Source organism: Halomonas sp. Y3 (genome assembly GCF_024137965.1).
GTDB classification, from domain to species: domain Bacteria; phylum Pseudomonadota; class Gammaproteobacteria; order Pseudomonadales; family Halomonadaceae; genus Halomonas; species Halomonas mongoliensis.
This window is the reverse complement of record NZ_CP099975.1, coordinates 3,390,612-3,417,255: the sequence shown is the minus strand read 5'-3', so window position 1 is coordinate 3,417,255 and position 26,644 is coordinate 3,390,612. Positions and strand designations below refer to the sequence as shown.

Here is a 26,644-nt window from a genome sequence, read left to right as displayed (position 1 = left end):
CCGGCTCAGCCCGGCGGCGTCTCGCCCTCCTGGCCATCCGCGTCGCTCTCCTTGCGGGCCTCGTGCCAGGCCGCCCGCTCCTCCTCGGAAAGGTGCGGGTCCGGCGACTCCTCGTCGAGCCAGGTGCCGCACTTCAGGCAGTACCTGGCGCCTCGCTCGTGCCTGTCATGCCCGCAGCCTGGGCAGGCCTCGTCGGAGTAGCGCTCCTCCCGGATCGAGCGGATCACCTGGGCGGAGAAGACCCCAGTGGGCACCACGATGATCGAGTAGCCGGTGAGCATCACCATCATCGAGAGCCCCTGGCCCAGGGGGGTGACCGGCACGATATCGCCGTAGCCCACCGTGGTGAGGGTGACGATGGCCCAGTAGATGGCCTGGGGAATGCTGGTGAAACCGGCCTCGGCGGGCTCGATCAGGTAGATCAGCGAGGCGAAGATGGTGACCAGAAAGAGGACGGTGAGCAGGAACAGGAAGATGGGGTGCAGGGCGCGGCGCAGCGACTCGACCAGCAGCCGCCCCTCGCCGACGAACTGCATCAGGCGCAGGATGCGGAAGATGCGCAGCACCCTGAGCACTCGCACGATCAGCAGGGCCTGGGCGCCGGGGACGATCAGCGCCAGCCAGGTGGGCAGCACCGCAATGACATCCACTACCCCGTAGAAGCTGCGCAGGTACTGCGTCGGTCGCTCCAGGCAGTAGAGCCGGATCGCCAGCTCGATGGTGAAGGCGATGGTGAAGCCCCACTCCAGCCAGAAGAAGAGCTCGCCCCAGCGAGCGGCATAGGCCGCCACGCTGTCGAGCATCACCACCAGCACGCTGGCGAGTATCATCACGATCAGGGCGATATCGAACCCCTTTGCCGCCGGGGTATCCGACTCGAAGATGATCTGGAAGGCGCGGGTGCGCAGGCCTTCCCCGCCGGGTCTGATCTCGAGGTTCATCAGGCTCTCTCCGTGGGTGGTGGGGCACCGATGGCTCGCCAGTCAGCCCAGCGGGCGGTCGGCGGGCAGCCGGCGGGCCAGGCGCAGGAAGTCGAGGCCGAAGGGGGGCGCCAGCCAGTCGGCGCGGTTCAGCCCCTCGGCCAGCCGCCGGGCCGCCTCGCCGAGTTCGCCGCCGCTCGCCTCGGCCAGCCCGCTCAGGGCGTCCCGGGCCGCCTCCCGCCAGTGCGCCTCGCCGGTATCGGCCAGGGCGTCCAGGGCCACCACGGCGCGCTGCAGCCAGGCGGAGGGTGCTACGCCCTCGGGGAGCTTCCAGGTACCGCGCAGCAGGGCGCCGCCCCGGGCCGCCTTGCTGGTATCCGCCGGGCGCAGCGGCACCGACTCGGCCAGGGCCTCGGCCAGGGACCAGAGCGCTTCCGGCTCGCCGGCCTTGAGCTCGAGTTCCAGCTCGCGGATCGCCACCCGCCGGCCGTCGGCCAGGATCTCCCCCTCGTCCAGGGCCACCTCGATGCGAGCCCCGACGTGGGCCAGCTGCCAGCTCTCCCGGCGGAAGTCGGTGGTGAAGCGCGGTCTGAGCCGCGACAGCACCCCGCGGCCCAGGGTCGCCGGCGGCAGCCCGGCGAGGCCCGCCAGGTCGAGTTCGGGGCCTGGCACCTCCCACTCCCACTCGCCGCGCCGCGAGAGGCCGCCGCCCCCCTCGCCGCTGGTCTTGACGGTCTGCAGGGTGCGCCCGTCGATGCGCCGCAGGCGCAGCGCCATGCGCGCCGCCTCCAGGTCGCCTTCCGGGGTGTCGAAATAGGTGTTGCCGAGGCGCCGGGCGACCGGCGCCTGTTCCGCCAGCAGCGGGTGCTGGCGCAAGGCGTCCGGCCCTTCCGGCCCCAGGGCGAGCTTCAGCTCGATCTCGTGACTCATGACAATGGTGTCTCGCTGTGATGAATTCTGGAGGATTTTTTCATGACGCTGCCGGAGGGGGGCTCTATACTGTCGCCGCCATTCCCCAAGCCGACAGAATTCCATGGTGACACCCAACCCATTCTCGGCGATGTTCGGTCGCTCGCCATTCCAGCCGCTGCTGGCGCATATCGTCAAGGCCAACGAGTGCGCCGACCAGCTGCTGCCCTTCTTCGAGGCCACCCTGGCCGGCGACTGGACCGAGGCCGCGAGGGTCCGCGAGACCATCACCCGGCTGGAGCACGAGGCCGACGAGCTCAAGACCGAGCTGCGCCTCAACCTGCCCAATACCCTCTTCCTGCCCGTCTCCCGCACCGACCTGCTTGAGCTGGTCAGCGTGCAGGACAAGATGGCCAACAAGGTGCGCGACATCACCGGCATCATGCTCGGCCGCAGCATGCAGATGCCCGAGCCCCTGGCCGGTCCCATGCGCGACTACATGCGCACCGCGGTGGCCTGCGTCGCCCAGGCCCGGGAGGCCATGGAGGAGCTCGAGGCGCTCCTCGAGTCCGGCTTCGGGCGCAACGTCTCCGACGTCATGCATCGCCTGATCCGCGAGCTGCACACCCTCGAGCAGCAGGCCGATGGCCAGCAGGTGGCGATTCGCCGCCAGCTCTTCGAGCTGGAGAGCGAGCTGCCGCCGGTGGATGTGGTCTTCCTCTACAAGATCATCGACTGGGTCGGAGAGCTCTCCGATCGCGCCGAGCGCGTCGGCAGCCGTCTGCAGATCCTGACGGCCCGCTGACCCCATCTTGCCTGCCCGGCGCCGCCGGGCAGGCATCGCACGCCACTCTCGACAAGCCACATAGGAACCAACCCCTATGTCGATCATCGCGCAGCACGGCGAAGTCTTCATCATTCTTGCCTGCCTGTTCGGCTTCTTCATGGCCTGGGGCGTCGGTGCCAACGACGTGGCCAACGCCATGGGCACCTCGGTGGGCTCGAAGGCCATCACCATCAAGCAGGCGATCATCATCGCCGTCATCTTCGAGTTTCTCGGCGCCTGGCTGGCCGGGGGCGAGGTCACGGCCACCATTCGCGGCGGCATCATCGACCCCGAGCTGCTCGATGCGGATCCCCAGTTCCTGGTCTACGGCATGCTCTCGGCGCTGCTGGCCGCGGCCATCTGGCTGATGGTGGCCTCCGCCAAGGGTTGGCCGGTCTCCACCACCCACTCCATCGTCGGTGCCATCGTCGGCTTCGGCGCCGTGGGCCTGGGCATGGAGGCGGTGGCCTGGGGGAAGGTGGGCACCATCGCCTCGAGCTGGGTGGTCTCGCCGGTGCTGGCGGGCACCATCGCCTTCGTGCTCTTCAAGTCGGTGCAGCACCTCATCTTCGAGTCCCATGACCCCTTCGCCGCCGCCAAGCGCTATGTGCCGGTCTACGTCTTCCTGGTGGGCTTTATCGTCGCCATGGTGACCCTGACCAAGGGCCTGACCCATGTGGGCCTCGACCTCAGCTTCGGCCAGAGCTTCCTGCTCGCCATCCTGCTGGGGCTGGCCATCATGGGGCTCGGCATCCTCATGGAGCGGCGCGTCAAGTACGAGCGCCGTGCCGACGACCACTTCGGCTTCAGCAACGTGGAGCGGGTCTTCGGCGTGCTGATGATCTTTACCGCCTGCGCCATGGCCTTCGCCCACGGCTCCAACGACGTGGCCAACGCCGTGGGGCCGCTGGCGGCGGTGATCAGCGTGGTGCGCAGCGACGGCGTCATCGACAGCGCCGCCCTGGTGCCCTGGTGGGTGCTGGTGCTGGGCGGCGGTGGCATCGTCTTCGGCCTGGTCACCTATGGCCACAAGGTCATCGCCACCGTGGGGACCGGCATCACCGAGCTGACCCCGAGCCGCGGCTTCGCCGCCACCCTGGCGGCCGCCTCCACCGTGGTGCTCGCCTCGGGCACCGGCCTGCCCATCTCCACCACCCACACCCTGGTGGGGGCGGTGCTGGGGGTGGGGCTGGCCCGCGGCATGGCGGCACTCAACCTGAGCGTGATCGGCACCATCGTGATGTCCTGGCTGATCACCCTGCCGGCCGGCGCCATCCTCTCCATCCTCTTCTTCTTTACCTTCAAGGGAATCTTCGGCTAGGCCTCGGACCCGGGGCCCGCTCGCATCGCGGGCCCTGCCGCTTCCTGCCTGCCGGTGGTGCCGCGGGTTTCCCGGCTCTGCTATTCTCGAACGTCTGCCTGACACTCATGCATCCGCTGCCGAAGAGGGTTGCCTTGGACACTCGTTTCCCCTTTGTCGACTGGTTTCGCAACTCGTCGCCCTATATCAACGCCCACCGCGGGCGCACCTTCGTCATTCTGATCGAGGGCGAGGCCATGGCGCGCGGGCGAGGGGAGCAGCTGATCCAGGACCTGGCGCTGCTGCACACCCTGGGGGTGCGGCTGGTGGTGGTGTTCGGTGTTCGTCCCCAGGTGCAGCAGGCGTTGGATGACGCCGGGGTCACCCCGTCTCTGCATCAGGGGCGCTGGATCGCCGACGAGGCGGTGATGGGTGTCATCGAGCGGACCGCCGCCGAGCAGCGGCTCTGGCTCGAGGCACGGCTGTCGCTGGGCCTGCCCAATACCCCGATGCACGGGGTCGAGCTGACCGCGGTCTCCGGCAACCTGGTGATGGCCAAGCCGCTGGGGGTGCGCGACGGGGTCGACTTCGACCGCAGCGGTGAGGTGCGTCGGGTGCGCGCCACCGCCATTCAGGGACTGCTGGAGCGGGGCTCGCTGGTGGTGCTGCCGCCCCTGGGGTTCTCGAGCACCGGTGAGGTCTTCGACCTCAACGCCTCGGACGTGGCCCAGCATGCCGCCATGGCGCTTTCCGCCGACAAGCTGATCCTGCTGGGGGAAGCCTGTGGGCTGTTCGACCAGAGCGGTCAGATGCAGCGTCAGCTGACCCCCGCCGAGGCCGAGCCGCTGCTGGCCGGCGCTGAGCCGGGCAGCGAGCTGGCGCGGCATCTCGAGGCGGCCTGCCAGGCCGCCCGTCACGGCGTGGCCCGGACCCACCTGCTCTCCTGGCACGATCACGACGCCCTGCTGGGCGAGCTCTTCACCCGCGACGGGGTGGGGACCATGATCACTCAGCACCGCTACGAGCAGCTGCGGCCGGCGGAGCTGGCCGATATCGGCGGCCTGCTGGAGCTGCTTGAACCCCTGGAGCATCGCGGCATGCTGGTGCCGCGCTCTCGGGAGCGCCTCGAGCACGAGATCGATGACTACCTGGTGATCGAGCGCGACGGCATGATCATCGGCTGCGCCGCCCTGCACACCTTCAATGACGCCGACATGGGTGAGCTGGCCTGCGTGGCGGTCCATGATGACTACCGGGGCGGCAGTCGAGGCGAGCTGTTGCTGGCGGACATCGAGCGGCGTGCGCGCCGTCGCGGGCTCGACTCACTCTTCGCCCTGACCACCCATACCGCCCACTGGTTCTTCGAGCACGGCTTTCGCCTGGCCGAGATCGAGGCGCTGCCGCCGCTCAAGCGTGATACCTACAACCATGCCCGCAAGTCCAAGGTGCTGATCAAGGCGCTGGCCTGAGCGCTGCCTTACCCTGAGACGCCGCCGGTAGCAGAAGCCTGCCGGCGCGAGACTGTCGCGCCTTCTTGATGCAAATATTTGCCCGGAGTGAAATCATGTGCAAATATAGTTGCAGGACTTGGCGCTGCCGAATCGCGACCACCCACAATGGCGGCAGTCAGGCTCCTCCTCCGTTGCCCAAACAACATCAATAGTGATGAGGAACGCTTCCATGAAAAAGCCGACAACCTGGATGGCTGCCGCCGCACTCTCTCTAGCCGCTGTTACCGCTAAGGCCGACCGTCTGGTAGTGGCCACCGATACGGCCTTCGTCCCTTTCGAGTTTATGCAGGATGGTGAATATGTCGGTTTTGACATCGATATGTGGAAGATCATTTCCGATGAGCTGGACCTCGAGTACGAGCTGCGGCCGATGGACTTCAACGGCATCATTCCCGGCCTGCAGACTGGCCAGATCGATGTTGCGCTCGCCGGCATCACGATTCGACCCGATCGTGCCGAGGTCATCGATTTTTCGGACGGCTACTATGAGAGCGGTTTCCGAATTATGGTGCCGGCGGATAGCGATATTACAGGCGCCGAAGATCTAGCTGGCAAGACCCTCGCCGTGCGTACCGGTACCTCTGCGGCGGATTATGCTCGAGAGAATTTCACCGACACCGAGCTGCGCCAGTTTCCCAACATCGATAACGCCTATCTCGAGCTACGGACCGGGCGAGTCGATGCGGCCATGCATGATACGCCCAATGTGCTCTATTACATCGCGACGGCCGGCGATGGCCAGGTGAAGGCCGTCGGTGAGCAGATGATGGCGCATGAGTACGGTATTGCTTTCCCCAAGGGCAGTGAGTTGGTCGAGCCGGTCAATGCCGTGCTGGCATCCATGCGCGAAGATGGCCGTTACGACGAAATCTACGCCAAGTGGTTCGGCGAAGATGGCGCTCAGTAACCCTCCTTTCACCTGCTAGAAAGCACCGAGCTGGTGGGGTGTCCCGCCCGCTCGAAATTGAAACTCGGGGGTTCGAGCATGAATGTCGATTGGTCCATCATCTCCGGATTCCTGCCCCATTTGATGGACGGGGCCAGGGTCACGCTCTATATCACCGTAATGGGACTGGCAGGCGGCATGCTGATCGGTGCCATCGTTGGTCTGATGCGCGCCTACGGTGGGCATGTCATCAATGGCCTCGCCTTCGTTTACGTCGAGGTGATTCGCGGCACGCCTATCGTTGTCCAGGTGATGTTTCTTTACTTTGCGCTTCCCGTGCTGGCCAGTATCCGTATTGATCCGATGACCACGGCGATTCTGGCGATCATGATAAATGCGGGCGCCTATATTGCCGAGATCGTCCGTGGGGCGGTGCTGTCGATTTCCAAGGGCCTGACCGAGGCAGGCCTCTCGATCGGACTGCCGCGCTGGAAAGTCATCGTCTACATCGTGGGGCCGCTGGCCTTTCGCCGACTGATTCCGCCCCTGGGCAACCAGTGTATTGTCAGCCTCAAGGATACGTCGCTGTTCATTGTGATTGGGGTGAGCGAACTCACACGAACCGGTCAAGAGATCATGGCAGCCAACTTTCGCGCCGTGGAAATCTGGACGGCAGTGGCGGTTTTCTACCTGATCATGACCGGCACCCTGACGATGATCCTGCGGATGATCGAGAAGCGGATGAGAATTCTATGAGCGCCATTATTAAATTTCACAATGTTTCCAAACACTTCGGCTCACTGAAAGTGATTGATGAGGTTGATCTGGAGGTGCGCCGCGGGGAGGTAGTGGTGCTGGTGGGCCCTTCTGGCTCCGGGAAATCGACCTTGCTGCGCTGTATCAATGGCCTCGAGATGATCAGCGGAGGCGACCTAATTGTCGATCAGTTAAGCGTGAAGGGGGGGAACAAGGTGCTGCGCGAGATCCGCCAGGAGGCGGGCATGGTGTTTCAGCAGTTCAATCTCTTTCCGCAGATGACGGCTCTGGAAAATATCGCCTTTGGGCAGCGGCAGGTGCGCCATGTGGGGCGTCAGGAGGCTAAGCGTCATGCACGCGAGCTGCTGGATAAGGTGGGGTTGGCCGACAAGGAGGCGCATTACCCCCATGAGCTCTCTGGCGGCCAACAGCAGCGGGTAGCGATTGCCCGCTCACTGGCGATCAAGCCCAAGGTGATGCTGTTCGATGAGCCCACTTCGGCGCTGGATCCTGAGCTAAAGCAAGAGGTGCTCAACGTCATGCGGACGCTGGCCGACGAGCATATGACCATGGTGGTGGTAACTCATGAAATGTCCTTTGCCAAGCAGGTCGGTACGCGGCTCATCTTCATGGAGCACGGCAAGATTGCCGTGGATGGCAAGCCGGCCGAGGTGATCGATAGCCCACCTAATGACAGGATGAGGGATTTTCTACGCCATGTTTGACCACACTCCTCTGATCGGCTGGCAGCGGGCCAGCGGCGCCCCCCGGACCCTGGGCCGGGCGCTGGGCCGGGCGGGTCGCCGCGCGTTCCACGAGCGGCTGCTGCCGACCCCGCTATGGAAACGCCTCAACGACCCGGTGCATCAGCCGGCCATGGCTCGCATGGCCGCGAGCACTCAGCGCCACTTCCCTAGGATATGGGCTGAGATCGAGGGGCTTGCCGAGGGCCTGGGGCTGCCCGTCGAGCCTGTGTTTGCCTGGAACTGCCGCGGCGACCTGCTGGCTAGCGTGCCCGACGGCTGCACCACCCTGGTGGTGCCGGGAACCCGCTCTGTGATCGCCCACAATGAGGATGGCCTGCCGCAGCTTGCCGGCCACTGCTTCATGTTCGAGGGCGAGCCCGATCAGGGGCCGGGGTTTACCGCCTTCTGCTATCCGGGGTCCCTGCCAGGACACACCCTGGCATTCAACAACGCCGGCCTGGTGCAGGCGGTCAACAACCTGCGGCTGATCGGGCTGGCGCCGGACATTCCGCGGATGGTGCTGGGGCGCGCGGTGCTCGACCGGGTCGACGTGGAGTCGGCGCTGTCGCTGCTGCGCCGTCACCCCGGCAGCGGCGGCTTCCACTTTACCCTGGCGGATGCCGCCGGCGGTCCGGCTGTCAGCGTCGAGTTCGGCGGGGGCGAGGTGTCGGCGCAAGAGATCGTCAAGCCATGGGTCCATGCCAACCATGCCTTGCACCATGTTCGGGGGCTGGCGCACCAGATCGTTACCGATTCGTCCCGGGATCGCCAGATCCGAGGTGACAGGCTGATCGCGGAGGGAAACTGCGATCCGCTAACGGTGCTTCACGACCGGCAGGGGAGTGGGCTGCCTATCCTGCGCCAGGATCCGGACGATCCCGACCAAGAGAACACCTTGGCCACGGCGGTAATGCAACCGGGCCCGGATGGAGTAGCATGGCAAATTTATGATCGACCAGGAGCTGCGCCCCTCTATGCCGGACACCACCCGTGCCGCTCATCCACCCGAGACGGTTGACGCCCTACGTGAACTCTCCCTGCGCATCTCGCGGGGGGAGTCTGATCTGCGCCTTGGGCCCAAGGCGCAGGAGGCGCTGGCAAGGCTGGTCGAACTTAACGGTGATCAGGCCCTGCTGTCTATCTCCACGGCTGCTCGCCATCTGGGGGTCAACCCCTCCACCATCTCACGGCTAGCGCGCTCTTTGGGCTACGAGCGCTTTAGCGACCTGCAGAGTGTGCTGCTGAGTAGCACACTGTCTCACTCCGCATCCTTCTACCGGGATCACGCCAGCGCGGCGCTGCAGGCCGACCGGCAGTGCCTCAAGGCCCAAGCTGTCAGGCTCTGCACGGAGAACCAACAGAACATCGAGCGCTTCGGGCAGGGGCTCTCGCAGGTGGATCTCGAGGCCTTCGCCCAGGCGGTGGTGTCAGCGGATCGGGTTCGGCTTTATGGGGTGCGCCAGTTCCATGCCCTGTGTAGTTTCATCGCCTATGGCCTGGGCATGATTCGCGCCGATGTCGGGTTGCTCAACGACTACAGCAACGGCATCGCCGAAGGCCTCGCGGCGATGTCGCCAGGAGACGTGTTGGTGGCCGCTAGCTGCAAGCCCTACACGCGTCAGGTAGTCGATGTCTGTCGCCTCGCCCATGAGCACGGCGTGAAGACGTTGATCATTACCGACTATGCGAGCTCTCCGCTGGTGCGGCACTCGTGTGTCTCGATTCTGGTGCCCCATGAGACTAGCTTCATTTCCAATAGCATGGTCGCCTTCTTCGCCGCGGCTGAGTGCCTGATCAATGCTTGTGCCACTGTGGCCGGGGATGATGCCGCCACGGCGATCACTCGACGTGACCACTTCATTGAAGAACTGGGGATCGAGATGCCTTGAAGACATGTCGTCGGGCTCTCGATGGTGGTGTGGTGAACCCTTTCGTGGCGCCCTGTCGCTTTCAGGCGTCAGGAGAGGGGCAGCTGTCTCTATTGGGTGACTTTTTAAGTTGTTGTTATAAAGCTATTTTTTCGTGAGGCTCTAGGTAGGCGTCGCCATATGGCAACGAAATTCCCCCGATTTTCGTGCCTGGCGGGCCCGCTCCGGCCGTGCTCTGGCGTCAGTAGCGCCGGAGCTAGTTTTAAGTCATTGTTTTCAATGATAACACAAGGTTTCTGGCACGGTGTTGGCAGTACTCTAGGCGAGCAACGGAGACGATTCACTACGGCTCGAATCGTCTTCGGTCGCCAAGGGGGTCAGGCAATCACTGCCCTGTGCGTGTCGACCCGCGAAGCGACCAGCGTCTGCTCCTAGCGATGTGTGACTCAAGGTTGCGATGAGACGGGTACCGACTCGATCAAGGACGCGTACCTTCAGGGGCAAGGATGCCCTGGCATGGATGCCTCTCCCCCCTGCGGGGGGATCGAATTGCGCAGCATCGCCGCCGGCTCGGCCGGGGCGGTGGTGCCGAAGACGAAGCAGGGTGGTGTGCCGCAAGGCAGGCTGCCCGCATGGGGCCCCAGCCCCTGGCGGCAGATGGGGTCACATGGCTTCGGGGCCCTCGGGCCCATGGAAAGCGCGTTGCCGCACCGGTCAGGCGGTTTGCGCGGTTCGCTTTCCAGACCCTTCAGTTCCCTGCGTACTTGGGCCGGCTCTGCCGGCCCTTTTTTTTCCGTCCGGCAGCCGCGCGGGTGGCAGCGCAGGCAACATGGCGCCGCGATGGCCGGCAGAACTCTGGTATCCTGAAGGTCTAGAAGATGGCGGTATCCCCACTTTTTCTGCCACCCATCCTCCTGCAAAGAACGCTGGACATGACCATTCGTGTGACGCGTCGCTGGCGCCCCCGCTCGCTGTTTCAGCTTGTTCTGCTCGCCTTTCTGGTGGTGATGCTCCCGCTGGGCGTCTTGATGTTCCAGGCGGCCCAGGCCCTGTCGGAGCTCTCGCGGCTGGCGGACGTCAGCGCGCGCCAGGCGGTGGAGGAGACCCGCCGCGCTCGTACCCTGGGCATCCTGGCGCTGGAGCTCGAGCGCAGCGCCCGTCAGTATGCGGTGGTCGAGCAGGAGAGCCTGCTCGATATCTACGTCGAGCGCCTCAGGGAGTATCGCGACCTGCTCGCCGAGCAGCGCGAGCTGCTGGGTGAAGAGGACGATGTGGCCGTGCTGGCGCGTCAGCTGGAGCTGCTGGAGCGGCTGCCCGAGCTGCCTCGGGAGCTCTTCGAGCAGCAGCTGGTGATCTTCCCCGCCTTCGCCGAGCGTACCGAGTCGATGCGTCGCGCCACCAACCGCCATATCGATGCCCGCATCGAGGCGATCCGCGAGCGGGCCGAGACGGTACAGGCCCGCCTCTGGCTGCAGACCGCGGCGCTGGTCTCCGCCAGCCTGGTGCTGATGCTGCTCTTCTCCTGGCTGATCATTCGCCCGGTGCGCCAGCTGGAGCGGCGTATCCTGGGTATCGGCAGCGGTGCCCCCCGCAGTGCGGCGCGGCCGGTACAGGGGCCGGCAGAGCTGGTGCAGCTCGACGAGCGTCTCGACTGGCTGGCATCGCGGCTCGAGGAGCTCGAGGCCGAGAAGCAGCAGTTCCTGCGCCATATGTCCCATGAGCTCAAGACGCCGCTGGCCAGCGTTCGCGAGGGTGCAGCCCTGCTGGCCGACGGCGTGGCCGGTGAGCTGTCGCCCCCCCAGCGCGAGATCCTCGAACTGATCGATGCCAGCGGCGGCGAGCTGCAGCGGCTGATCGAGCAGCTGCTCGACTACAACCTGCTGCAGCATAACCGTCAGGTCACGCCCGAGCGGCTGGATGTCGCCACCGTGGTGCGGGAGGTGCTGGCCAAGCATCGCCTGGCGCTGGCCAACAAGGGCATGGCGGTCAGCAGCTTCGATGGCCCCCTGGAGTGGTCGCTGGACCACACCGCCACCTCGCGTCTCCTGGACAACCTGATCTCCAACGCCATCGCCTACGGTGAAGACGGTGGTGTGCTCGAGATCCGCGCTCGGCGGCGTGGAGACCGGCTGGAGGTGGAGGTGGCCAACAGCGGTGAGCCCATCGCCGAGGCCGATCGGCCGCGCCTGTTCGAGGCCTTCTACCAGGGGCAGGCGCGCCGCAAGGGGCCTCTCAAGGGGTCCGGCATCGGGCTCTCGGTGGCCGCGGACTGCGCGCGGATCCAGCAGGGGCAGCTCGAGCTGGTGGAGGATCCCCGGCTGGCCGTCTGTTTCCGCCTGACCCTCCCGGCAGGGCTCCACGCGAGCCTGCCCCTCATGCCCCTCAACCCCGAGCTCGCCCAGGAGGCGAGCCACCCTGCAAGGAACTGATGTCATGCGTTTTCGCCCCCTGCTCGCCTGCATGACCGCCCTCTGGCTGGCTGGCTGCGAGCTCCTGCCGGATGCTCCCTTCGGAGGGGGCGCCAGCCGCGATGCGGCCCCGGCGATCGACAGCGTGCCCAGCGTCTGCCCGGGCGGCATTCCCGACTTTGCCGATCCGGCCTGCCTGCTCGATGACTGGGTGGCCTTCGGCCTGGCCTCCCAGCGCGGCGATCGCGCCTGGCGTGACGCCATCCTGGCCCGGCTCGAGGGCAGCGCCAGCGAACGGCGCCTGGCGCGGGCCGTGGCCCTGAGCTGGGGCAATGAGCGCCAGTGGGACCAGGCCTCGGAGCTCTACAAGGCCGATCTGGCGTCGGCGCCGGTGGCGCTGCAGCCGCTGCTGCGCTACTGGCTCAACGAGCTGGAGGGCCGGCGCAGCATGGTGCGCCGCCTGGAGGGGGTCCGTGGCGAGCTGGCCGACGCCGAGGGTCGGCTCGCGGCGCTGGAGGAGGAGAAGGCCGCCCTAGCCGAGAAGCTCGAGGCGCTGACCGCCATCGAGCAGAGCATCAACCTGCGACAGCAGACCGACTGACAGGAGAACGACGTGAAGCACGTGACCCCCCTGCACCTGCAGGCCCGCGCCCAGGGCGCCCGTCAGGCCGGTGGAGCGGCGCCGGGTGCGCGCGGCCCTGGTGGTCGAGGTGCCGGCCCGCACATCCTGCTGGTGGATGACGACGTCAGCCTGCTCAAGCTGCTCGGCATGCGCCTGGAGAGCCGTGGCTTCCGCGTCACCACCGCCGAGAGCGGCCGCGATGCCCTCAAGGCCCTGGAGCTCAGCCGCCCCGACCTGGTGCTGACCGACCTGCGCATGGACGAGATGGATGGCCTGGCGCTCTTTCGCGAGGTGCAGCGACAGGTGCCGGGCCTGCCGGTGATCCTGCTCACCGCCCACGGCTCGATTCCGGATGCGGTGAGTGCCACCCGCGAGGGGGTGTTCAGCTTCCTCACCAAGCCGGTGGATCGGGAGGAGCTGTTCGCCGCCATCGACGAGGCCCTGGCCCAGGCGCCGGCCTCGGCCGCCGAGGGTGACGACGCCTGGCGCGCCGAGATCATCACCAGAAGCCCGGACATGGAGCGCCTCCTCGAGCAGGCGCGCATGGTGGCGGGCTCCGATGTCAGCGTGCTGGTGACCGGCCCCTCGGGGTCGGGCAAGGAGCTGATGGCGAGGGCCATCCATCGTGCCAGCCGGCGGGCCGACCGTCCCTTCGTGGCGATCAACTGCGGGGCCCTGCCGGAGCAGCTGCTGGAGAGCGAACTGTTCGGCCACGCCAAGGGCGCCTTTACCGGTGCCATCAGCGAGCACAACGGCCTGTTCCAGGCCGCCGATGGCGGCACCCTGTTTCTCGACGAGATCGGTGACATGCCGCTGGCGCTGCAGGTCAAGCTGCTGCGGGCCCTGCAGGAGCGCCAGGTCCGACCGCTGGGCTCGACCACCTCGATTCCCATCGATGTGCGGATCATCTCCGCCACTCATCGCGACCTGGATCGCGCCATGCGCGAAGGGGAGTTCCGCGAGGATCTCTACTACCGCCTCAACGTGGTCAACCTGCGCCTGCCGGCCCTCAAGGAGCGCGCCGAGGACGTGCCGCTCTTGGCCAAGCACCTGGTGGCCCAGGCCGCCGAGCGCCACAAGCCCTTCGTCAAGGGCTTCTCTCCGGAGGCCCTCAACCTGCTGGCCGCCAGCGCCTGGCCGGGCAACGTGCGCCAGCTGGTCAACGTGGTGGAGCAGTGCGTGGCCCTGACCAGCTCGGCGATGATCCCCGAGGCGCTGGTGGCCCAGGCCCTGGCCGCCGAGGAGAGCGCCCTGCCCACCTTCAACGATGCCCGGGCCGCCTTCGAGCGCAGCTACCTGATCAAGGTGCTCAAGATCACCGAAGGCAACGTGACCCAGGCCGCCCGCATCGCCGGGCGCAACCGCACCGACTTCTACAAGCTGCTGGGGCGCCATGACCTGGAGCCCGCCACCTTCAAGCCGGGTGGGCCATAACGCGACGCCCCCTGCCGGGGCAGGGGGCGTCGGGGTCACAGGCCGAGCCCGTGGCGGCTCTCGCTGCGCTTACTGGGGCAGCGGGGCCTTGCGCAGGTAGGGGAAGACCTTGTCGATCTTGCCGAACCTGGCCACCGCTTCCTCGTCGGAGAGCGACAGGGGCACGATGACGTCCTGACCCACGGTCCAGTCGGCGGGAGTGGCGATGCTCTGGCTGTTGGCGGTCTGCAGGGCATCCAGGGCGCGCAGCACCTCGGCGAAGTTACGGCCGACGTTCATCGGGTAGATCATGGCCAGCTTCAGCTGCTTGTCCGGGCCGATGATGAAGACCGAGCGCACGGTGGCGCTGTCTTCCGGCGTGGCGCCGTCCGGCAGGTAGGCGTCGGCGGGCAGCATGTCGAACAGCTTGGCGATCTTGAGGTCTTCATCGGCGATGATCGGGAAACCGACGTCGCAGTCGGCGTAGCTGGCGATATCCTTGATCCACGCCTTGTGCTCTTCCACGCCGTCGGTGGAGATGCCGATCACCTTGGTGCCGCGCTTCTTCCACTCCTCGCCCAGGCGGGCCACCGCGCCGAACTCGGTGGTGCAGACCGGGGTGAAGTCCTTGGGGTGGGAGAACAGGATGGCCCAGCTGTCGCCGATCCACTCGTGGAAGCGGATGGGGCCATCGCTGGTGTCGGCTTCGAAATCCGGGACAACGTCATTGATACGCAGTGACATGGTGTATCTCCTCTCTGCTGAGCGAATCGTGTGGCCAGGGGGGCACACGCTGAAACTCTGGCGCCTGGTGATGGAGACCCGCGTCTCGTCTCAGGCTTCGGGTACCATCCTATATATCGCCTTATGGAATATCCATATGCAAAAACCTATCAGGCCGATGGGCTTTCCGGCCGAGGCAGGTTGTCGCAGGCCCCTTGCTTCCTGACCTCGAGTTCGAGTCGCCCCTCGCCCAGCCGGGCGGTGAGCGTCTGGCCCGGAGCGGTATCGCCGGCGCGGCGCACCACCTGGCCTCGCTCATCCTCGAGAATCGCATAGCCGCGCCCCAGCACCGCCAGCGGGCTGACCGCCTGCAGCTCTCTCGCCAGGGCCGCCAGCCGCTGGCGCTGAGCGGCCAGACTCCTTGGCATGGCGGCATGCAGCCGCGCGGCGCTGCGGGAGAGCCGCTCCCGGCTCTCGGCAAGGCGCCGGGCCGGTGCCTGGGCCGACAGCCGCGTCGCCAGGTGACGCTGACGGCGGCGCTCACCCTCCAGGCAGGCCGCCAGGGCGCGGTGCAGCCGGGCCTGCAGCAGCGCCAGGGTGTCGCGGCGGCGGGCCAGCACCTCACCGGGGTGGCGCAGCCGCGCCTGCAGGTGGTCGAGCCGCTGCCCCTCCCGCTCCTGGCGGCTGCGAACGGCATTGGCCAGCCGCGTTTCCAGCGTGGCCAGGCGCTGGGCCAGCGCGCGCTGGTCGGGTACCAGCTGCTCGGCGGCGGCGGAGGGGGTGGGCGCCCGGGCATCGGCGGCGAAGTCGGCCAGGGTCACATCCACCTCATGGCCCACCGCCGACATCACCGGCAGCCTTGAGTGGAAGAGGGCCCGGGCCAGGTGCTCATCGTTGAAGGCCCAGAGGTCCTCCAGGCTGCCGCCGCCGCGGGTGATCAGGATGGCGTCCCGGGCGGGGTCCAGCGCGGCCTGACGGTTGAGCAGGCCCAGCGCCGAGATCATCGCCGGGGCGGCCTCGCGGCCCTGCACCGGCACCGGTATCAGGGTGACCCGGGCCAGGGGCCAGCGCGCCGCCAGCACCGCCAGCACGTCGCGGATCGCCGCCCCCGTGGGCGAGGTCAGCACCAGCAGATGACGAGGCGGGTGGGGCAGGGGGCGAGCGTTGGCGAATACGCCTTCGGCGGCGAGCCGTGCCTTGAGCGCCTCGAAGGCGGCCAGCAGGTCGCCCACCCCTGCCGCCTGCACGGCCTCGGCAATCAGCTGATAGTCGCCGCGGGGCTCGAAGATCGATAGCCGCCCGCGCACTCGCACCCGATCCCCGTCGCGCATCGGGGCGGCCACGAAGCGCGCGCGGGTGCGAAACAGCGCACAGCGCAGCTGGGCCTGGTCATCCTTGAGGGTGAAGTAGAGGTGGCCCGAGGTGGGGCGCGACACGCCGGAGAGTTCGCCTTCCACCCAGAGCTCGCCGACCCCCTGTTCCAGGGTCCGGCGGGCGCGGCGGTTCACTTCGCTGACGGAGAGGGCGTCGGGTGTGTCGTCCATGGAGCGGCTCGTGCTGAGAGAACGGCCCAGCCTACCATGCCGGCAGGGGCGGCGGGGCCCCGACGGAAGACGCCGGGCGCAGGGCCCGGCGTCGAGAATTGCCGATGGCTGGGGGCTTCAGTCGTCGGCGCCGACCGCGTCACGCGCCGCTTCCCAGGCGCGCTGGGCGTTCTCGCGGGTGGTCTCCCAGGCGCGCTCCGCGCCCTCCTGGGTGGTCTGCCAGGCGCTCTCGGCCCCCTCCTGAGTCTGCAGCCAGGCCTCCCGGGAGCGCTCGCGGGCTCGCTCCCACCAGTCGTCACTGTAGACAGGGTAGCCCTCGAGCTCCTCGGCGCTGGCCTCCAGCATGACGCGGTGCTCGGTGTCCCCGTCGTCATCGAAATGGGTCATCAGGGTGAACTGGCCCGACTCGACGATAAAGTCGCGGCCGCCCAGGCCCAGCACGCTGCCGCTCTCGATCACCAGGGCGGTGACCTGCATGGCTTCGTCGAAGAGGATATCTTCCACCTCGCCAACGCGCTCCTCGGGGTCGCTGGTCAGGTAGACGTCGGCATCGAGGATATCCTCGGCGGAGTAGAGGCCCTGGGGCTCGTAGGCCGGCTGGGCCTGGGCGCCGAGGGTGAGGCCGCCGGCCAGGGCGGCGATGGCAAGGGTCAGGGTGTGCTTCTTGCAGGACATCTTTCTCTCCTTGATCGTGTCGTTCAGCGTTCCTGCCCCGTTTCGGCGTGGCCCGGCCCGGGCGGCCCGGCTGCTGCGCCGGGCGGCGAGGGCGGCAGTCCATGTGCGCCACGCCGGTCAGGGGTACCCTTCACCCTAGATGAGACGCGGTAATTGTGGGTAATGAATCGTGTTTCTCTGTTCGTGCTGCCCCCGTCCGGTGACCTGCCTGGCCGCTGCCCCCGTGACGCGACCCGCCCCCGGCCGCTATAATGTCGGATTGACTTCACGTCCCCCTTCCCACCAGCTCACTGGGTGTTGCCGCTTATGCTCCGTATGGCTCAAGAAGCGCTTACGTTCGATGACGTATTGCTCGTTCCTGGCTACTCCGAGGTCCTGCCCAAGGACGTCAGCCTCCGGACCCGCCTGACCCGCGATCTCTTCCTCAATATTCCCCTGGTCTCCGCGGCCATGGACACCGTGACCGAGGCCCGCCTGGCCATCGCCATGGCCCAGGAAGGCGGCATCGGCATCATCCACAAGAACATGACCATCGCCCACCAGGCGTCCGAGGTGCGCAAGGTCAAGAAGCACGAAAGCGTGATCGTCAAGGATCCGGTCACCGTGGGGCCCAAGGCCAAGCTGGCCGACCTGCTGGCCATGGCCGAGGAGCACGGCTTCTCGGGCTTCCCGGTGGTGGAGGGCGAGGCCCTGGTGGGGCTGGTCACCGAGCGCGACATGCGCTTCCAGCCCAACCACGGCGACAGCGTCTCCGACATCATGACCCCCCGCGAGCGCCTGGTCACCGTGCCGGAAGGCACCAGCCTGGATATCATCAAGGGCAAGATGCAGGAGCACCGGGTGGAGAAGATGCTGATCGTCAACGATCAGTTCCAGCTGCGTGGCCTGGTCACCTTCAAGGACATCGAGAAGGCGCGCACCTTCCCCCACGCCGCCAAGGACGGTGACGGCCGTCTGCTGGTCGGCGCCGCCGTGGGTACCGGTCCCGAGACCCCGGACCGCGTCGCCGCCCTGGCCGAGGCCGGCGTGGACGTGATCATCGTCGATACCGCCCATGGCCATTCGAAGGGGGTGATCGACCGGGTGCGCTGGGTCAAGCAGACCTTCCCCCAGCTGCAGGTGATCGGCGGCAACATCGCCACCGCCGAGGCGGCAAAGGATCTGGCCGAGGCGGGCGCCGATGGCGTCAAGGTGGGCATCGGCCCCGGCTCCATCTGCACCACCCGGGTCGTCGCCGGCGTCGGCGTGCCGCAGATCACCGCGGTCTCCAACGTGGCTGCGGCGCTGGAGCCCTACGATATCCCGCTGATCGCCGACGGCGGCGTGCGCTTCTCCGGCGACCTGGCCAAGGCGATTGCCGCCGGCGCCAGCGCCGTGATGGTGGGCGGCCTGCTGGCCGGCACCGAGGAGGCCCCGGGCGAGGTCGAGCTGTTCCAGGGCCGTACCTACAAGGCCTACCGCGGCATGGGCTCCATGGGCGCCATGGCCCAGAGCCAGGGTAGCGCCGACCGCTACTTCCAGGACAAGGACGCCGGCGCCGAGAAGCTGGTGCCGGAAGGCATCGAGGGTCGCGTGCCCTACAAGGGGCTGATGAGCGCCATCGTTCACCAGATGATGGGCGGCCTGCGCGCCTCCATGGGCTACACCGGCTGCAACGACATCCAGGAGATGCGCACCAAGCCGCAGTTCGTCCAGATCACCGGGGCGGGCTTCGCCGAGTCCCACGTGCACGACGTGCAGATCACCAAGGAAGCCCCGAACTATCGGGCGGGCTGAGGACCAGACATGACCGACATTCACGCCCACAAGATCCTGATCCTGGACTTCGGCTCCCAGTACACTCAGCTGATCGCCCGCCGCGTGCGCGAGATCGGCGTCTACTCCGAGATCCGCGCCTTCGACATCACCGAGGCCGAGATCCGTGAGTACGCCCCCAACGGCATCATCCTGGCCGGCGGCCCCGAGTCGGTCACCGAGCTGGGCTCGCCCCGGGCGCCCCAGTGCGTGTTCGAGATGGGCCTGCCGGTGCTGGGCATCTGCTACGGCATGCAGACCATGGCCGAGCAGCTCGGCGGCGCCGTGGCGGGCTCCAACGTCCGCGAGTTCGGCTACGCCCAGATCCGCATCGACGAGCCCACCGCCCTGTTCCGCGATATCGCCGACCATATCGACCACGACACCGGCAAGAGCCTGCTCGACGTCTGGATGAGCCACGGCGACAAGGTGGCCCAGGTACCCGAGGCCTTCACCGTGACCGCCTCCACCCCGAGCTGCCCCATCGCCGCCATGGCCTGGGAGGAGAAGCGCTTCTACGGGGTGCAGTTCCACCCCGAGGTGACCCACACCCTGCAGGGTCAGCGCATCCTCGAGCACTTCGTGGTCGAGATCTGCCAGGCCGAGTGCAACTGGACACCGGCCCAGATCATCGAGGACCAGATCGAGCGCGTACGCGCCCAGGTGGGCGACCGGCACGTGCTGCTGGGCCTCTCCGGCGGCGTCGACTCCTCGGTGGTGGCGGCCCTGCTGCACAAGGCGATCGGCGACCAGCTCACCTGCGTCTTCGTCGACAACGGCCTGCTGCGCAAGGCCGAGGGCGACCAGGTCATGGAGACCTTCGCCAGGCACATGGGCGTCAAGGTGATCCGCGTCGACGCCGAGGAGCAGTTCCTCTCGCGCCTCGAGGGCGAGGCGGACCCCGAGGCCAAGCGCAAAATCATCGGCAACACCTTCATCGACGTCTTCGACGCCGAGGCGGCCAAGATCGAGGGCGTGGACTTCCTGGCCCAGGGCACCATCTACCCGGACGTGATCGAGTCCGCCGCCGCCAAGACCGGCAAGGCGCACGTGATCAAGTCCCACCACAACGTGGGCGGCCTGCCGGAGACCATGAAGCTCAAGCTGGTGGAGCCGCTGCGCGAGCTGTTCAAGGACGAGGTGCGCAAGCTCGGTCTCGAGCTCGGCCTGCCCTACGACATGGTCTACCGCCACCCCTTCCCGGGGCCGGGCCTGGGCGTGCGCATCCTCGGCGAGGTGAAGAAGGAGTACGCGGACATCCTGCGCGAGGCCGACGCCATCTTCATCGAGGAGCTGCACAAGGCGGACTGGTACCACAAGACCAGCCAGGCCTTCGCCGTCTTCCTGCCGGTGAAGTCCGTCGGCGTGGTGGGCGACGCCCGCCGCTACGAGTGGGTCATTGCCCTGCGCGCCGTGGAGACCATCGACTTCATGACCGCCCGCTGGGCCCACCTGCCCTACGAGCTTCTCGAAACGGTCTCCAACCGCATCATCAACGAGCTCTCCGGCGTCTCCCGCGTCACCTATGATGTGAGCAGCAAGCCGCCCGCGACCATCGAGTGGGAGTGAAAAGACGTCTTTCAGGGACTATCGGCAGCAATCGAGAGGGCGGCGTAACTTTATGATTTTTATGAATTTATGTCGCGTTACCTATCGGTGGCTATCGGCGGCAAGCAGAAATATCTGTCGGTAAAAGCGACGGTATCGCAAATCCCTCGAAGCAAGACTCTCCCAATTACCGTCATGGCTATTTTCAGCATGACGGTAAAACTACGCCCTGACTTCTTTTGATAACAAGGGCTTAGGGACATCATCAGGGCTCCTGCCCCTTGACGGTAACCAACCGCAAACCCAGGAGAGCCCCTGACATGCTGACTGATACAGCGCTACGCAAACTCAAGCCCAAAGCTGCCGCCTACAAGGTCGCCGACCGCGATGGTATGTACGTGACGGTGTCAAAAACCGGCACCATCACCTTCCGCTACGACTACCGTCTCAACGGCCGCCGCGAAACCCTCACCCTGGGCCGTTACGGGCCGGGTGGTATTTCCCTGGCTCTGGCGCGTGAGCGCCTGCTGGACGCTCGCAAAGTGGTTGCCGAGGGCCGTTCTCCCGCTCAGGAGAAGCAGCGGGAAAAACGCCGTCTGTCCCGTGCGAAGACCTTCGCCGAATTCACCGATGTGTGGATGGAAGCCTCTGGCATGGCCGACAGCACCAGAGCCATGCGCAAGCACATCGTGGATCGCGATATCCTGCCGGTCTTCAAGAACCGGCTGTTGGCGGAAATTACACCCGACGATCTCCGGGCGCTGTGCATGAAGGTGAAGAAGCGCGGGGCGCCGGCAACCGCCATCCATGTCCGCGATATCGTAAAACAGGTATACGCACATGCCATCATGCACGGCGAGAAGGTGGCCAACCCGGCCGACGAGGTGAGCCCTTCGTCCATCGCGACCTTTGCGCCGAAGGACCGTGCGCTGTCCCCCGCTGAAATCCGTCTGATGGTCCATGAGATGGAAACCATCCCTACATCGCCGACCATTCGCCTGGCGCTGCGCATGATTCTGTTGACCCTGGTGAGGAAAGGGGAGCTGCTCAAGGCGACCTGGGATGAAGTGGATTTTGAGACCGGGGTATGGAGCATTCCCAAGGAACGGATGAAGCGCCGTTTTCCCCACAATGTTTATTTGTCCCGGCAGGCACTGGACATCCTGGTCGCGCTGAAGACCTGCGCCGGTGGTTCCAAGTACCTGCTCCCGGCTCGTTATGACGGTGACCAGTGCATGTCCATGGGCACGCTGAATCGGGTGACTCTGAAGGTTTCGGAGCAGGCGCGGAAAAAGGGACTGCCGCTGGAACCCTTCACCGTTCACGATTTGCGCCGTACCGGCTCGACGCTGCTCAATGAAGTCGGCTTCAATCGTGGGTAACGTCCCGGGAAGAGGTGTAATTCAGACGGGAGGATGAGGTCACCATGGGCCTTCGATAAAGTTGCAAGTCGCCAAACACGCAACCAACCGAAGGAACCCCACGATGACCAACAAGAGCATGGCACTGACGGAGCTGCTTGAAAAGCGAGCGGTGGCACCGGACTTCCTGCGTGAGACGCTGGCCTTCATGCTCCAGGAGCTGATGGAGCACGAGGTGGCCGAGCTGTGCGGGGCCGATCGCCACGAGCGCTCCGAGGAGCGGGTCAACCGGCGCAATGGCTACCGGGAGCGGCCGTTGGAGACGCGTATGGGCCGAGTGGATCTCAAGGTCCCCAAGCTCCGCCAGGGCAGCTACTTCCCCGGCTTCCTCGAGCCGCGGCGGATGAGCGAGCAAGCGCTCACGGCGGTGGTGCAGGAGGCCTACGTGCAGGGCATCTCCACTCGTAAGGTCGACGAGCTGGTCCAGGCCATGGGGATGACCGGGATCTCCAAGTCGCAGGTCTCCCGACTGTGCGCCTCGATCGATGAGCGCGTCCAAAGCTTCCTGGAGCGGCCGCTGGAGGGGCACTGGCCCTACGTATGGCTCGACGCGACCTATATCAAGAGTCGAGAGCACGGCCCGGTAGCGAGCCAGGCGGTGGTGGTGGCCACGGTGGTGAATCAGGACGGCTACCGTGAGGTGCTGGGCCTCTCCGCAGGTCCGGCTGAGACGGAGGGCTTCTGGACGGCGTTCCTACGCTCGCTGGTGGCCCGGGGGCTGAAGGGCACTCGCCTGGTCATCTCCGACGCTCACGAGGGGCTGAAAAAGGCGATCGCGACGGTACTGACTGGGGCGGGCTGGCAACGCTGTCGAGTGCACTTCATGCGCAACGTGCTCTCGCAGGTCCCTAAGGCCCACCAGCCAGCGATCTCGGCGGCGGTGCGCACGGCCTTTGCCCAGCCGGATCAAGCCGCAGCGACGCGCCAGTGGCGGCAGGTGGCCGACAGCCTGCGTGAGCGTTTCGCCAAGGCGGCGGACTGCATGGATAGCGCCGAGGAGGACGTGCTGGCGTTCATGGCCTTCCCGAAAGATCACTGGCCGAAGTTGGCGTCCACGAACTGCTTGGAGCGGCTGAACAAGGAGATCAAACGGCGCAGCAACGTCGTCGGGATCTTCCCCAACAACGCGTCGGTGACGCGCCTGGTCGGAGCGGTACTGCTGGAGCAGAACGATGAATGGCAAGTCAGCCGCCGGTACCTGAGCCTGGAGAGCCTGGCCCCGGTGCTCAAGGAGCCGACTGAGGCAGGCGCCGAACAATTGATTCACGAGGAGGCGGCGTAACAGTCAGCGAAGGCCGCGGTGGCCTCACCCGCTGTTACACCACTTGACGGGACACTACCCAATCGTGATTGGATTGAGAAGGCCTTGGCACATGAAGATGGCCGCTCCTCGAGGGCGGTGTACAACAAGGCGGAGTACGCCGAGCAGCGTCGGCACATGCTGCAGGAGTGGGCGAATATGATCGATGCCTGGGCGGAAGGGAGCAGCTACGTTCCGTCCCTGATGCCGGAAAGCATGTCGGTGCCAGTATTGAAGGCATCGGTATGAGTATCGCTAATATGGCGATCATTGGCTTCCCGGTACCAGTACGGTGTGCTGGCACTGGTCGTTCTGTGAACCTGCGGGGTGGCCAGGGGGAGGCGCTTCATGACCCAAGGTTGTCACTTGACAACCTTGGGTGTCATTCCCATACTGGAGGTAAGGAATGACCCGTCCATCACACCCGAAGAAAGAGATTGAAGCGGCGATCAGGTATGCGGAAGAGGAAGGTTGGCGAGTCGAGGTGGGCGGTGCCCATGCCTGGGGCAAGATCTATTGCCCCTACAATGACGATGAATGCCGCTGCGGTGAGTTCTGTATCGCAAGTGTGTGGAGTACGCCGAGAAATCCCGGCAGCCACGCCCGGGCGCTTCGCAGGGTGGTGGACAAATGTTCCACCCACAAGCGCCGGAGCGCGACGGAACCGGAGGATTGAGCCATGGAATACATCTTTACGCTGAAGTACCAGTTGGCTGACCGCGACAGCGACTTGGATGCGCTGGTGGAGCGCCTGGGCGCTGCCGGTTGTGATGACGCTCTGGTGGGCGTGGGGCAGCCGGGTCGCCTGGCGCTGGAATTCTCCCGTGAGTCGGACAGCGCGGAGGAGGCGGTTCGCACCGCTCTGGCCGATGTCAAAAGCGCGGTCCCTGCCGCGCGCCTGATCGAGGCCTCGCCAGACCTTGTTGGTTTGACCGATGTGGCGGACGTCGTGGGCGTTTCCCGACAGGCAATGCGGAAATTGATGCTTGCCCACCGAGCGACGTTTCCCGTGCCGGTTCACGAAGGTAGCGCCTCGATCTGGCATCTCGCAGAAGTGCTTGACTGGCTCAAGGCGCGAGGGGGATACCAAATAGATGTTGGCGTGCTGGAAGCGGCGAAAGTGGCGTTGCAAGTGAATATCACCAAGGAGGCCATTCGTCATCCGGTGCGTGACCACGTAAAGATGGAACTGCTGACCGCATAGTCAGCCGCTCAGTCGTTGCGATCGCGGACCGGACGGGTGATACGTTGCTTCACGTCTGGTCCCGGAGAGGGGGTTGCCTTTCCTGATCGGGATTGTCGCTTTCTCTCCTCAATCCAGGCCTCCACTTCCTCCAGGTCCCACACCACACAGCGAGATGTCAGGTTGAAGCGGCGCGGGAATTCGCCACGGCGTTCCAGATCGTAGATCGTTGTTTCGGCCAAGGGCACGATCTGGCGCAGTTCCTGTCGGCGGATCGTCCTGCGAAAGGGGAGTGGGGGGCTCTCCACATATTGAGGTAATTCCTCGTACTCTGGTGTTCCTGGTATTGGCAGGGGCTGGCGTAGCTGGGATTCCATGTATGACTCCAATGCTGTGCTCAAGGCGATTTGGGGCGATGGAGTTATGGTGGCTATTGAAGGCAATTGGGCCAACCTGCTGGGGCGAGTCACAGCTAGGGAAGGCGGTAATGGCTGGGTGGCTATGGCCAATCTTCTGAACTTTGACGAACCGGACGTTAACGTGCGGCGGACCAGGGACATCGCCGTACACAACCGCGATGTAGAAAAGCAGCCCGCACTGAATAAGGCCCTGACGTCCTATCAGGCAAGGTATGCAGCGCTCACCAAATTCCAGAAGGCCGCAACTGCATGAACGGTGGCCATTGCACTTGGACATTGAAGATCATGCCCGTATCGGGTATAGTTTTGAGGTCGAGATGACGCGCATCCTCAAGCGAAAGGACTTCGCACGGTGGCAGGCGGGCGTGTTATTGGAGGTGCATTGTGAGCAAGATCATTGAATCCCTGCGTGGCGACTTGGCTGCGCTCCACGGCGCGGGAGCGATCAGCAAGGTGACGATGCGCGAGTTCGACTCGATCTGCCCGCCGCCGGTGCGGGAGTTCAGTGCTGCCGACATCAAGCACCTGCGCGAAAGGTTGAAGTTCAGCCAGCCGGTGTTCGCCCTCCACCTGCACACCACCGCTTCTACTGTGCGAAAGTGGGAACAAGGCGAAACCCATCCCACGGGACCTGCGCTCAAGCTGCTTAACGTCATCGCCGACAAGGGATTGCAGGCAATTATTTGATCAAGGCAAACAGATCAGCGATTCCTACCACAGCGGCCGAAAACATAGTTACGAACTTCAAACCATGTAAAAAAATAATGGAGGTGACAGATGGCAGAGAAAAGGAACGTATTCATCAGCCATGTCCATAAGGACGATCACGGACTCCAGAAACTGAAGGATCTGTTGGCTCCAAAAGGGATTGAGGCCAGAGATTCCTCCATCCATACAGGGAAGTTCAACAATGCTACCGATGAGCACTACATAAAGACGCAGATCCTTGCTCCGGCCATCAACTGGGCTGGAGTGTTCATTTGCTACGTTTCCCCCCAGACCAAGAATAGCGATTGGGTGAACTGGGAAATCGAATATGCGGCCAAACAGGGCAAGCGCATTGTTGGTGTTTGGGAGCATGGCGAGAAGGAATGCGACCTTCCAGAGGCACTGAAAGAATATGCCGACGCCTTGGTTGGGTGGAACGGCGATGCAATCATTGACGCGATCAACGGGAAGGACTCGTGGGAAAAGCCAGACGGCGGTGCCTGCGACCCGGTTCCACTCAAGCGGCACCCCTGCTGATGGCTCGCATTCACTCCTATGTGGTGCGATACGACAGCGGTTTCGCACCCAATCCTTTCTATGGCTACTGCACGCTTGCGACTTGCAAACCCAATATCCGCCGATCCGCTGACATCGGTGATTGGGTGGTTGGCAGTGGCAGCAATGATAAAACTGTCCGACGTGGTGGGCATCTCGTGTACGCGATGCGCGTCACCGAGGCGATGACATTTGACGAATATGGCGCAGATCCACGGTTTGAATGCAAGAAGCCGTACCGCAATGGGAGTCGGAAGCAAAGTTGCGGGGACAACATCTATTTCAGGGCTGCGCCTGGAATCGCCTGGCAGCAGCGAGACTCATTTCACTCCCGCCCCAACGGCACGCTCAACCCGGACCATGTCATCCGTGATACAGGTGTCAATAGGGTTCTGATCAGCAATGACTTCGTGTATTTCGGGGGCGAGGGCCCGAAGTTTCCCAAGGGACTGAAAGACCAGCAAAATCGCCCTCTATGCAAAACGGGAATAGGCCTAACCACTTTTGACGATGCGCAACTGATTGAGAACCTTGAGCAATGGGTTCGCAGCTTTAATCTGAGCGGCTATCAGGGCGCTCCATTCGAATGGCTGACTCTTCGAAGGTGAC

At 65.2% G+C, this 26,644-nt stretch carries 27 protein-coding genes and 1 pseudogene; 22 read left to right on the top strand and 6 right to left on the bottom strand.

What is annotated here, in order from left to right:
* Nucleotides 1–5: 5 nt before the first annotated feature.
* On the bottom strand, nucleotides 6–941 hold the full coding sequence (locus tag NHL60_RS16205; protein ID WP_253445795.1) for an ion transporter: 936 nt from the start codon (nucleotides 939–941) through the stop codon (nucleotides 6–8).
* Between the two features lie 42 nt (nucleotides 942–983).
* The gene (locus NHL60_RS16200; RefSeq protein WP_253445793.1) at nucleotides 984–1,850 is read right to left on the bottom strand and encodes a CYTH domain-containing protein; all 867 of its coding nucleotides are present in this window, start codon (nucleotides 1,848–1,850) and stop codon (nucleotides 984–986) included.
* Nucleotides 1,851–1,953: 103 nt separating this feature from the next.
* On the opposite strand from NHL60_RS16200, the gene NHL60_RS16195 reads away from it, so the two are divergent.
* The 11 genes from NHL60_RS16195 (at nucleotide 1,954) to glrR (ending at nucleotide 14,186) form a co-directional block, all read left to right on the top strand.
* Nucleotides 1,954–2,634, top strand: a complete 681-nt coding sequence (locus tag NHL60_RS16195) for a TIGR00153 family protein (protein WP_253445790.1) — start codon at nucleotides 1,954–1,956, stop codon at nucleotides 2,632–2,634.
* A 76-nt stretch (nucleotides 2,635–2,710) separates the two neighbouring features.
* A complete protein-coding gene (locus tag NHL60_RS16190; RefSeq protein WP_253445787.1) occupies nucleotides 2,711–3,976 on the top strand; it encodes an inorganic phosphate transporter in 1,266 nt (421 codons plus the stop codon).
* A 134-nt stretch (nucleotides 3,977–4,110) separates the two neighbouring features.
* Entirely contained in the window at nucleotides 4,111–5,424 is a 1,314-nt protein-coding gene (gene argA / locus NHL60_RS16185; RefSeq protein ID WP_253445783.1) for an amino-acid N-acetyltransferase, read from the top strand.
* 211 nt (nucleotides 5,425–5,635) lie between these two features.
* Nucleotides 5,636–6,373, top strand: coding sequence for a glutamine ABC transporter substrate-binding protein GlnH (glnH, locus tag NHL60_RS16180; protein ID WP_253445781.1), 738 nt, complete (start codon nucleotides 5,636–5,638; stop codon nucleotides 6,371–6,373).
* Between the two features lie 78 nt (nucleotides 6,374–6,451).
* A complete protein-coding gene (glnP, locus tag NHL60_RS16175; RefSeq protein WP_253445778.1) occupies nucleotides 6,452–7,108 on the top strand; it encodes a glutamine ABC transporter permease GlnP in 657 nt (218 codons plus the stop codon).
* Entirely contained in the window at nucleotides 7,105–7,833 is a 729-nt protein-coding gene (gene glnQ / locus NHL60_RS16170) for a glutamine ABC transporter ATP-binding protein GlnQ (RefSeq protein WP_253445776.1), read from the top strand. Before glnP ends, glnQ begins: the two co-directional genes overlap by 4 nt.
* On the top strand, nucleotides 7,826–8,872 hold the full coding sequence (locus NHL60_RS16165; RefSeq protein ID WP_253445773.1) for a C45 family peptidase: 1,047 nt from the start codon (nucleotides 7,826–7,828) through the stop codon (nucleotides 8,870–8,872). Before glnQ ends, NHL60_RS16165 begins: the two co-directional genes overlap by 8 nt.
* Nucleotides 8,829–9,743 (top strand): MurR/RpiR family transcriptional regulator, encoded by a 915-nt coding sequence (locus NHL60_RS16160; RefSeq protein WP_253445770.1) that lies wholly within the window; start codon nucleotides 8,829–8,831, stop codon nucleotides 9,741–9,743. Before NHL60_RS16165 ends, NHL60_RS16160 begins: the two co-directional genes overlap by 44 nt.
* Before the next feature lie 911 nt (nucleotides 9,744–10,654).
* On the top strand, nucleotides 10,655–12,151 hold the full coding sequence (locus NHL60_RS16155; RefSeq protein ID WP_253445767.1) for a sensor histidine kinase KdpD: 1,497 nt from the start codon (nucleotides 10,655–10,657) through the stop codon (nucleotides 12,149–12,151).
* Nucleotides 12,152–12,155: 4 nt separating this feature from the next.
* Nucleotides 12,156–12,731 carry a hypothetical protein gene (locus tag NHL60_RS16150; RefSeq protein WP_253445764.1) on the top strand — a complete coding sequence of 192 codons (576 nt, stop codon included), beginning with the start codon at nucleotides 12,156–12,158 and terminating at the stop codon, nucleotides 12,729–12,731.
* 123 nt (nucleotides 12,732–12,854) lie between these two features.
* Nucleotides 12,855–14,186 (top strand): two-component system response regulator GlrR, encoded by a 1,332-nt coding sequence (gene glrR / locus NHL60_RS16145; RefSeq protein WP_301271113.1) that lies wholly within the window; start codon nucleotides 12,855–12,857, stop codon nucleotides 14,184–14,186.
* Nucleotides 14,187–14,255: 69 nt separating this feature from the next.
* Here the strand turns inward: glrR and NHL60_RS16140 are convergent, their stop codons facing one another.
* From NHL60_RS16140 to NHL60_RS16130, 3 genes are all read right to left on the bottom strand, one after another.
* Entirely contained in the window at nucleotides 14,256–14,909 is a 654-nt protein-coding gene (locus NHL60_RS16140) for a peroxiredoxin (RefSeq protein ID WP_253445761.1), read from the bottom strand.
* A gap of 149 nt (nucleotides 14,910–15,058) precedes the next feature.
* The gene (gene xseA / locus NHL60_RS16135; RefSeq protein WP_253445758.1) at nucleotides 15,059–16,432 is read right to left on the bottom strand and encodes an exodeoxyribonuclease VII large subunit; all 1,374 of its coding nucleotides are present in this window, start codon (nucleotides 16,430–16,432) and stop codon (nucleotides 15,059–15,061) included.
* Between the two features lie 117 nt (nucleotides 16,433–16,549).
* On the bottom strand, nucleotides 16,550–17,107 hold the full coding sequence (locus NHL60_RS16130; protein WP_253445755.1) for a PRC-barrel domain-containing protein: 558 nt from the start codon (nucleotides 17,105–17,107) through the stop codon (nucleotides 16,550–16,552).
* A gap of 306 nt (nucleotides 17,108–17,413) precedes the next feature.
* Between NHL60_RS16130 and guaB the strand changes: the two genes are divergently transcribed.
* From guaB to NHL60_RS16095, 7 genes and pseudogenes are all read left to right on the top strand, one after another.
* Complete coding sequence (gene guaB, locus NHL60_RS16125) at nucleotides 17,414–18,883, top strand: IMP dehydrogenase (RefSeq protein WP_253445751.1); 1,470 nt, start codon at nucleotides 17,414–17,416, stop codon at nucleotides 18,881–18,883.
* Nucleotides 18,884–18,892: 9 nt separating this feature from the next.
* Nucleotides 18,893–20,470, top strand: a complete 1,578-nt coding sequence (guaA, locus tag NHL60_RS16120) for a glutamine-hydrolyzing GMP synthase (RefSeq protein ID WP_253445747.1) — start codon at nucleotides 18,893–18,895, stop codon at nucleotides 20,468–20,470.
* A 299-nt stretch (nucleotides 20,471–20,769) separates the two neighbouring features.
* Nucleotides 20,770–21,831, top strand: coding sequence for an integrase arm-type DNA-binding domain-containing protein (locus NHL60_RS16115; RefSeq protein WP_253445745.1), 1,062 nt, complete (start codon nucleotides 20,770–20,772; stop codon nucleotides 21,829–21,831).
* A 103-nt stretch (nucleotides 21,832–21,934) separates the two neighbouring features.
* Complete coding sequence (locus NHL60_RS16110) at nucleotides 21,935–23,152, top strand: IS256 family transposase (RefSeq protein WP_253442917.1); 1,218 nt, start codon at nucleotides 21,935–21,937, stop codon at nucleotides 23,150–23,152.
* Between the two features lie 60 nt (nucleotides 23,153–23,212).
* Nucleotides 23,213–23,419 (top strand): annotated as a pseudogene (locus NHL60_RS16105) (integrase); the annotation flags it as partial.
* 157 nt (nucleotides 23,420–23,576) lie between these two features.
* The gene (locus NHL60_RS16100; RefSeq protein WP_253445742.1) at nucleotides 23,577–23,846 is read left to right on the top strand and encodes a hypothetical protein; all 270 of its coding nucleotides are present in this window, start codon (nucleotides 23,577–23,579) and stop codon (nucleotides 23,844–23,846) included.
* Between the two features lie 3 nt (nucleotides 23,847–23,849).
* Entirely contained in the window at nucleotides 23,850–24,374 is a 525-nt protein-coding gene (locus tag NHL60_RS16095) for an AlpA family transcriptional regulator (RefSeq protein ID WP_253445739.1), read from the top strand.
* Nucleotides 24,375–24,382: 8 nt separating this feature from the next.
* Here NHL60_RS16095 and NHL60_RS16090 read toward each other — a convergent pair whose 3' ends face one another.
* Complete coding sequence (locus NHL60_RS16090) at nucleotides 24,383–24,661, bottom strand: AlpA family transcriptional regulator (RefSeq protein WP_253452254.1); 279 nt, start codon at nucleotides 24,659–24,661, stop codon at nucleotides 24,383–24,385.
* A 67-nt stretch (nucleotides 24,662–24,728) separates the two neighbouring features.
* Here NHL60_RS16090 and NHL60_RS16085 point away from each other — a divergent pair, with 67 nt between their 5' ends.
* From NHL60_RS16085 to NHL60_RS16070, 4 genes are all read left to right on the top strand, one after another.
* Nucleotides 24,729–25,025, top strand: a complete 297-nt coding sequence (locus NHL60_RS16085; RefSeq protein ID WP_253445737.1) for a hypothetical protein — start codon at nucleotides 24,729–24,731, stop codon at nucleotides 25,023–25,025.
* 131 nt (nucleotides 25,026–25,156) lie between these two features.
* The gene (locus NHL60_RS16080) at nucleotides 25,157–25,459 is read left to right on the top strand and encodes a DNA-binding transcriptional regulator (protein WP_253445734.1); all 303 of its coding nucleotides are present in this window, start codon (nucleotides 25,157–25,159) and stop codon (nucleotides 25,457–25,459) included.
* Nucleotides 25,460–25,549: 90 nt separating this feature from the next.
* On the top strand, nucleotides 25,550–26,017 hold the full coding sequence (locus NHL60_RS16075) for a TIR domain-containing protein (RefSeq protein ID WP_249978261.1): 468 nt from the start codon (nucleotides 25,550–25,552) through the stop codon (nucleotides 26,015–26,017).
* Nucleotides 26,017–26,643 (top strand): hypothetical protein, encoded by a 627-nt coding sequence (locus tag NHL60_RS16070; RefSeq protein ID WP_253445731.1) that lies wholly within the window; start codon nucleotides 26,017–26,019, stop codon nucleotides 26,641–26,643. The genes NHL60_RS16075 and NHL60_RS16070 overlap by 1 nt, the downstream gene beginning before the upstream one ends.
* Nucleotide 26,644 lies beyond the last annotated feature (1 nt).

Excerpts from the sequence above, each read along its gene's own strand:
- NHL60_RS16205 (WP_253445795.1), bottom strand. The coding sequence starts at position 941 with ATGAACCTCGAGATCAGACCCGGCGGGGAAGGCCTGCGCACCCGCGCC.
- NHL60_RS16200 (WP_253445793.1), bottom strand. The coding sequence starts at position 1,850 with ATGAGTCACGAGATCGAGCTGAAGCTCGCCCTGGGGCCGGAAGGGCCG.
- NHL60_RS16195 (WP_253445790.1), top strand. The coding sequence starts at position 1,954 with ATGGTGACACCCAACCCATTCTCGGCGATGTTCGGTCGCTCGCCATTC.
- NHL60_RS16190 (WP_253445787.1), top strand. The coding sequence starts at position 2,711 with ATGTCGATCATCGCGCAGCACGGCGAAGTCTTCATCATTCTTGCCTGC.
- glnH (WP_253445781.1), top strand. The coding sequence starts at position 5,636 with ATGAAAAAGCCGACAACCTGGATGGCTGCCGCCGCACTCTCTCTAGCC.
- glnP (WP_253445778.1), top strand. The coding sequence starts at position 6,452 with ATGAATGTCGATTGGTCCATCATCTCCGGATTCCTGCCCCATTTGATG.
- glnQ (WP_253445776.1), top strand. The coding sequence starts at position 7,105 with ATGAGCGCCATTATTAAATTTCACAATGTTTCCAAACACTTCGGCTCA.
- NHL60_RS16165 (WP_253445773.1), top strand. The coding sequence starts at position 7,826 with ATGTTTGACCACACTCCTCTGATCGGCTGGCAGCGGGCCAGCGGCGCC.
- NHL60_RS16160 (WP_253445770.1), top strand. The coding sequence starts at position 8,829 with ATGCCGGACACCACCCGTGCCGCTCATCCACCCGAGACGGTTGACGCC.
- NHL60_RS16155 (WP_253445767.1), top strand. The coding sequence starts at position 10,655 with ATGACCATTCGTGTGACGCGTCGCTGGCGCCCCCGCTCGCTGTTTCAG.
- NHL60_RS16150 (WP_253445764.1), top strand. The coding sequence starts at position 12,156 with ATGCGTTTTCGCCCCCTGCTCGCCTGCATGACCGCCCTCTGGCTGGCT.
- NHL60_RS16140 (WP_253445761.1), bottom strand. The coding sequence starts at position 14,909 with ATGTCACTGCGTATCAATGACGTTGTCCCGGATTTCGAAGCCGACACC.
- xseA (WP_253445758.1), bottom strand. The coding sequence starts at position 16,432 with ATGGACGACACACCCGACGCCCTCTCCGTCAGCGAAGTGAACCGCCGC.
- NHL60_RS16130 (WP_253445755.1), bottom strand. The coding sequence starts at position 17,107 with ATGTCCTGCAAGAAGCACACCCTGACCCTTGCCATCGCCGCCCTGGCC.
- guaB (WP_253445751.1), top strand. The coding sequence starts at position 17,414 with ATGCTCCGTATGGCTCAAGAAGCGCTTACGTTCGATGACGTATTGCTC.
- guaA (WP_253445747.1), top strand. The coding sequence starts at position 18,893 with ATGACCGACATTCACGCCCACAAGATCCTGATCCTGGACTTCGGCTCC.
- NHL60_RS16115 (WP_253445745.1), top strand. The coding sequence starts at position 20,770 with ATGCTGACTGATACAGCGCTACGCAAACTCAAGCCCAAAGCTGCCGCC.
- NHL60_RS16110 (WP_253442917.1), top strand. The coding sequence starts at position 21,935 with ATGACCAACAAGAGCATGGCACTGACGGAGCTGCTTGAAAAGCGAGCG.
- NHL60_RS16100 (WP_253445742.1), top strand. The coding sequence starts at position 23,577 with ATGACCCGTCCATCACACCCGAAGAAAGAGATTGAAGCGGCGATCAGG.
- NHL60_RS16095 (WP_253445739.1), top strand. The coding sequence starts at position 23,850 with ATGGAATACATCTTTACGCTGAAGTACCAGTTGGCTGACCGCGACAGC.
- NHL60_RS16085 (WP_253445737.1), top strand. The coding sequence starts at position 24,729 with ATGTATGACTCCAATGCTGTGCTCAAGGCGATTTGGGGCGATGGAGTT.
- NHL60_RS16075 (WP_249978261.1), top strand. The coding sequence starts at position 25,550 with ATGGCAGAGAAAAGGAACGTATTCATCAGCCATGTCCATAAGGACGAT.
- NHL60_RS16070 (WP_253445731.1), top strand. The coding sequence starts at position 26,017 with ATGGCTCGCATTCACTCCTATGTGGTGCGATACGACAGCGGTTTCGCA.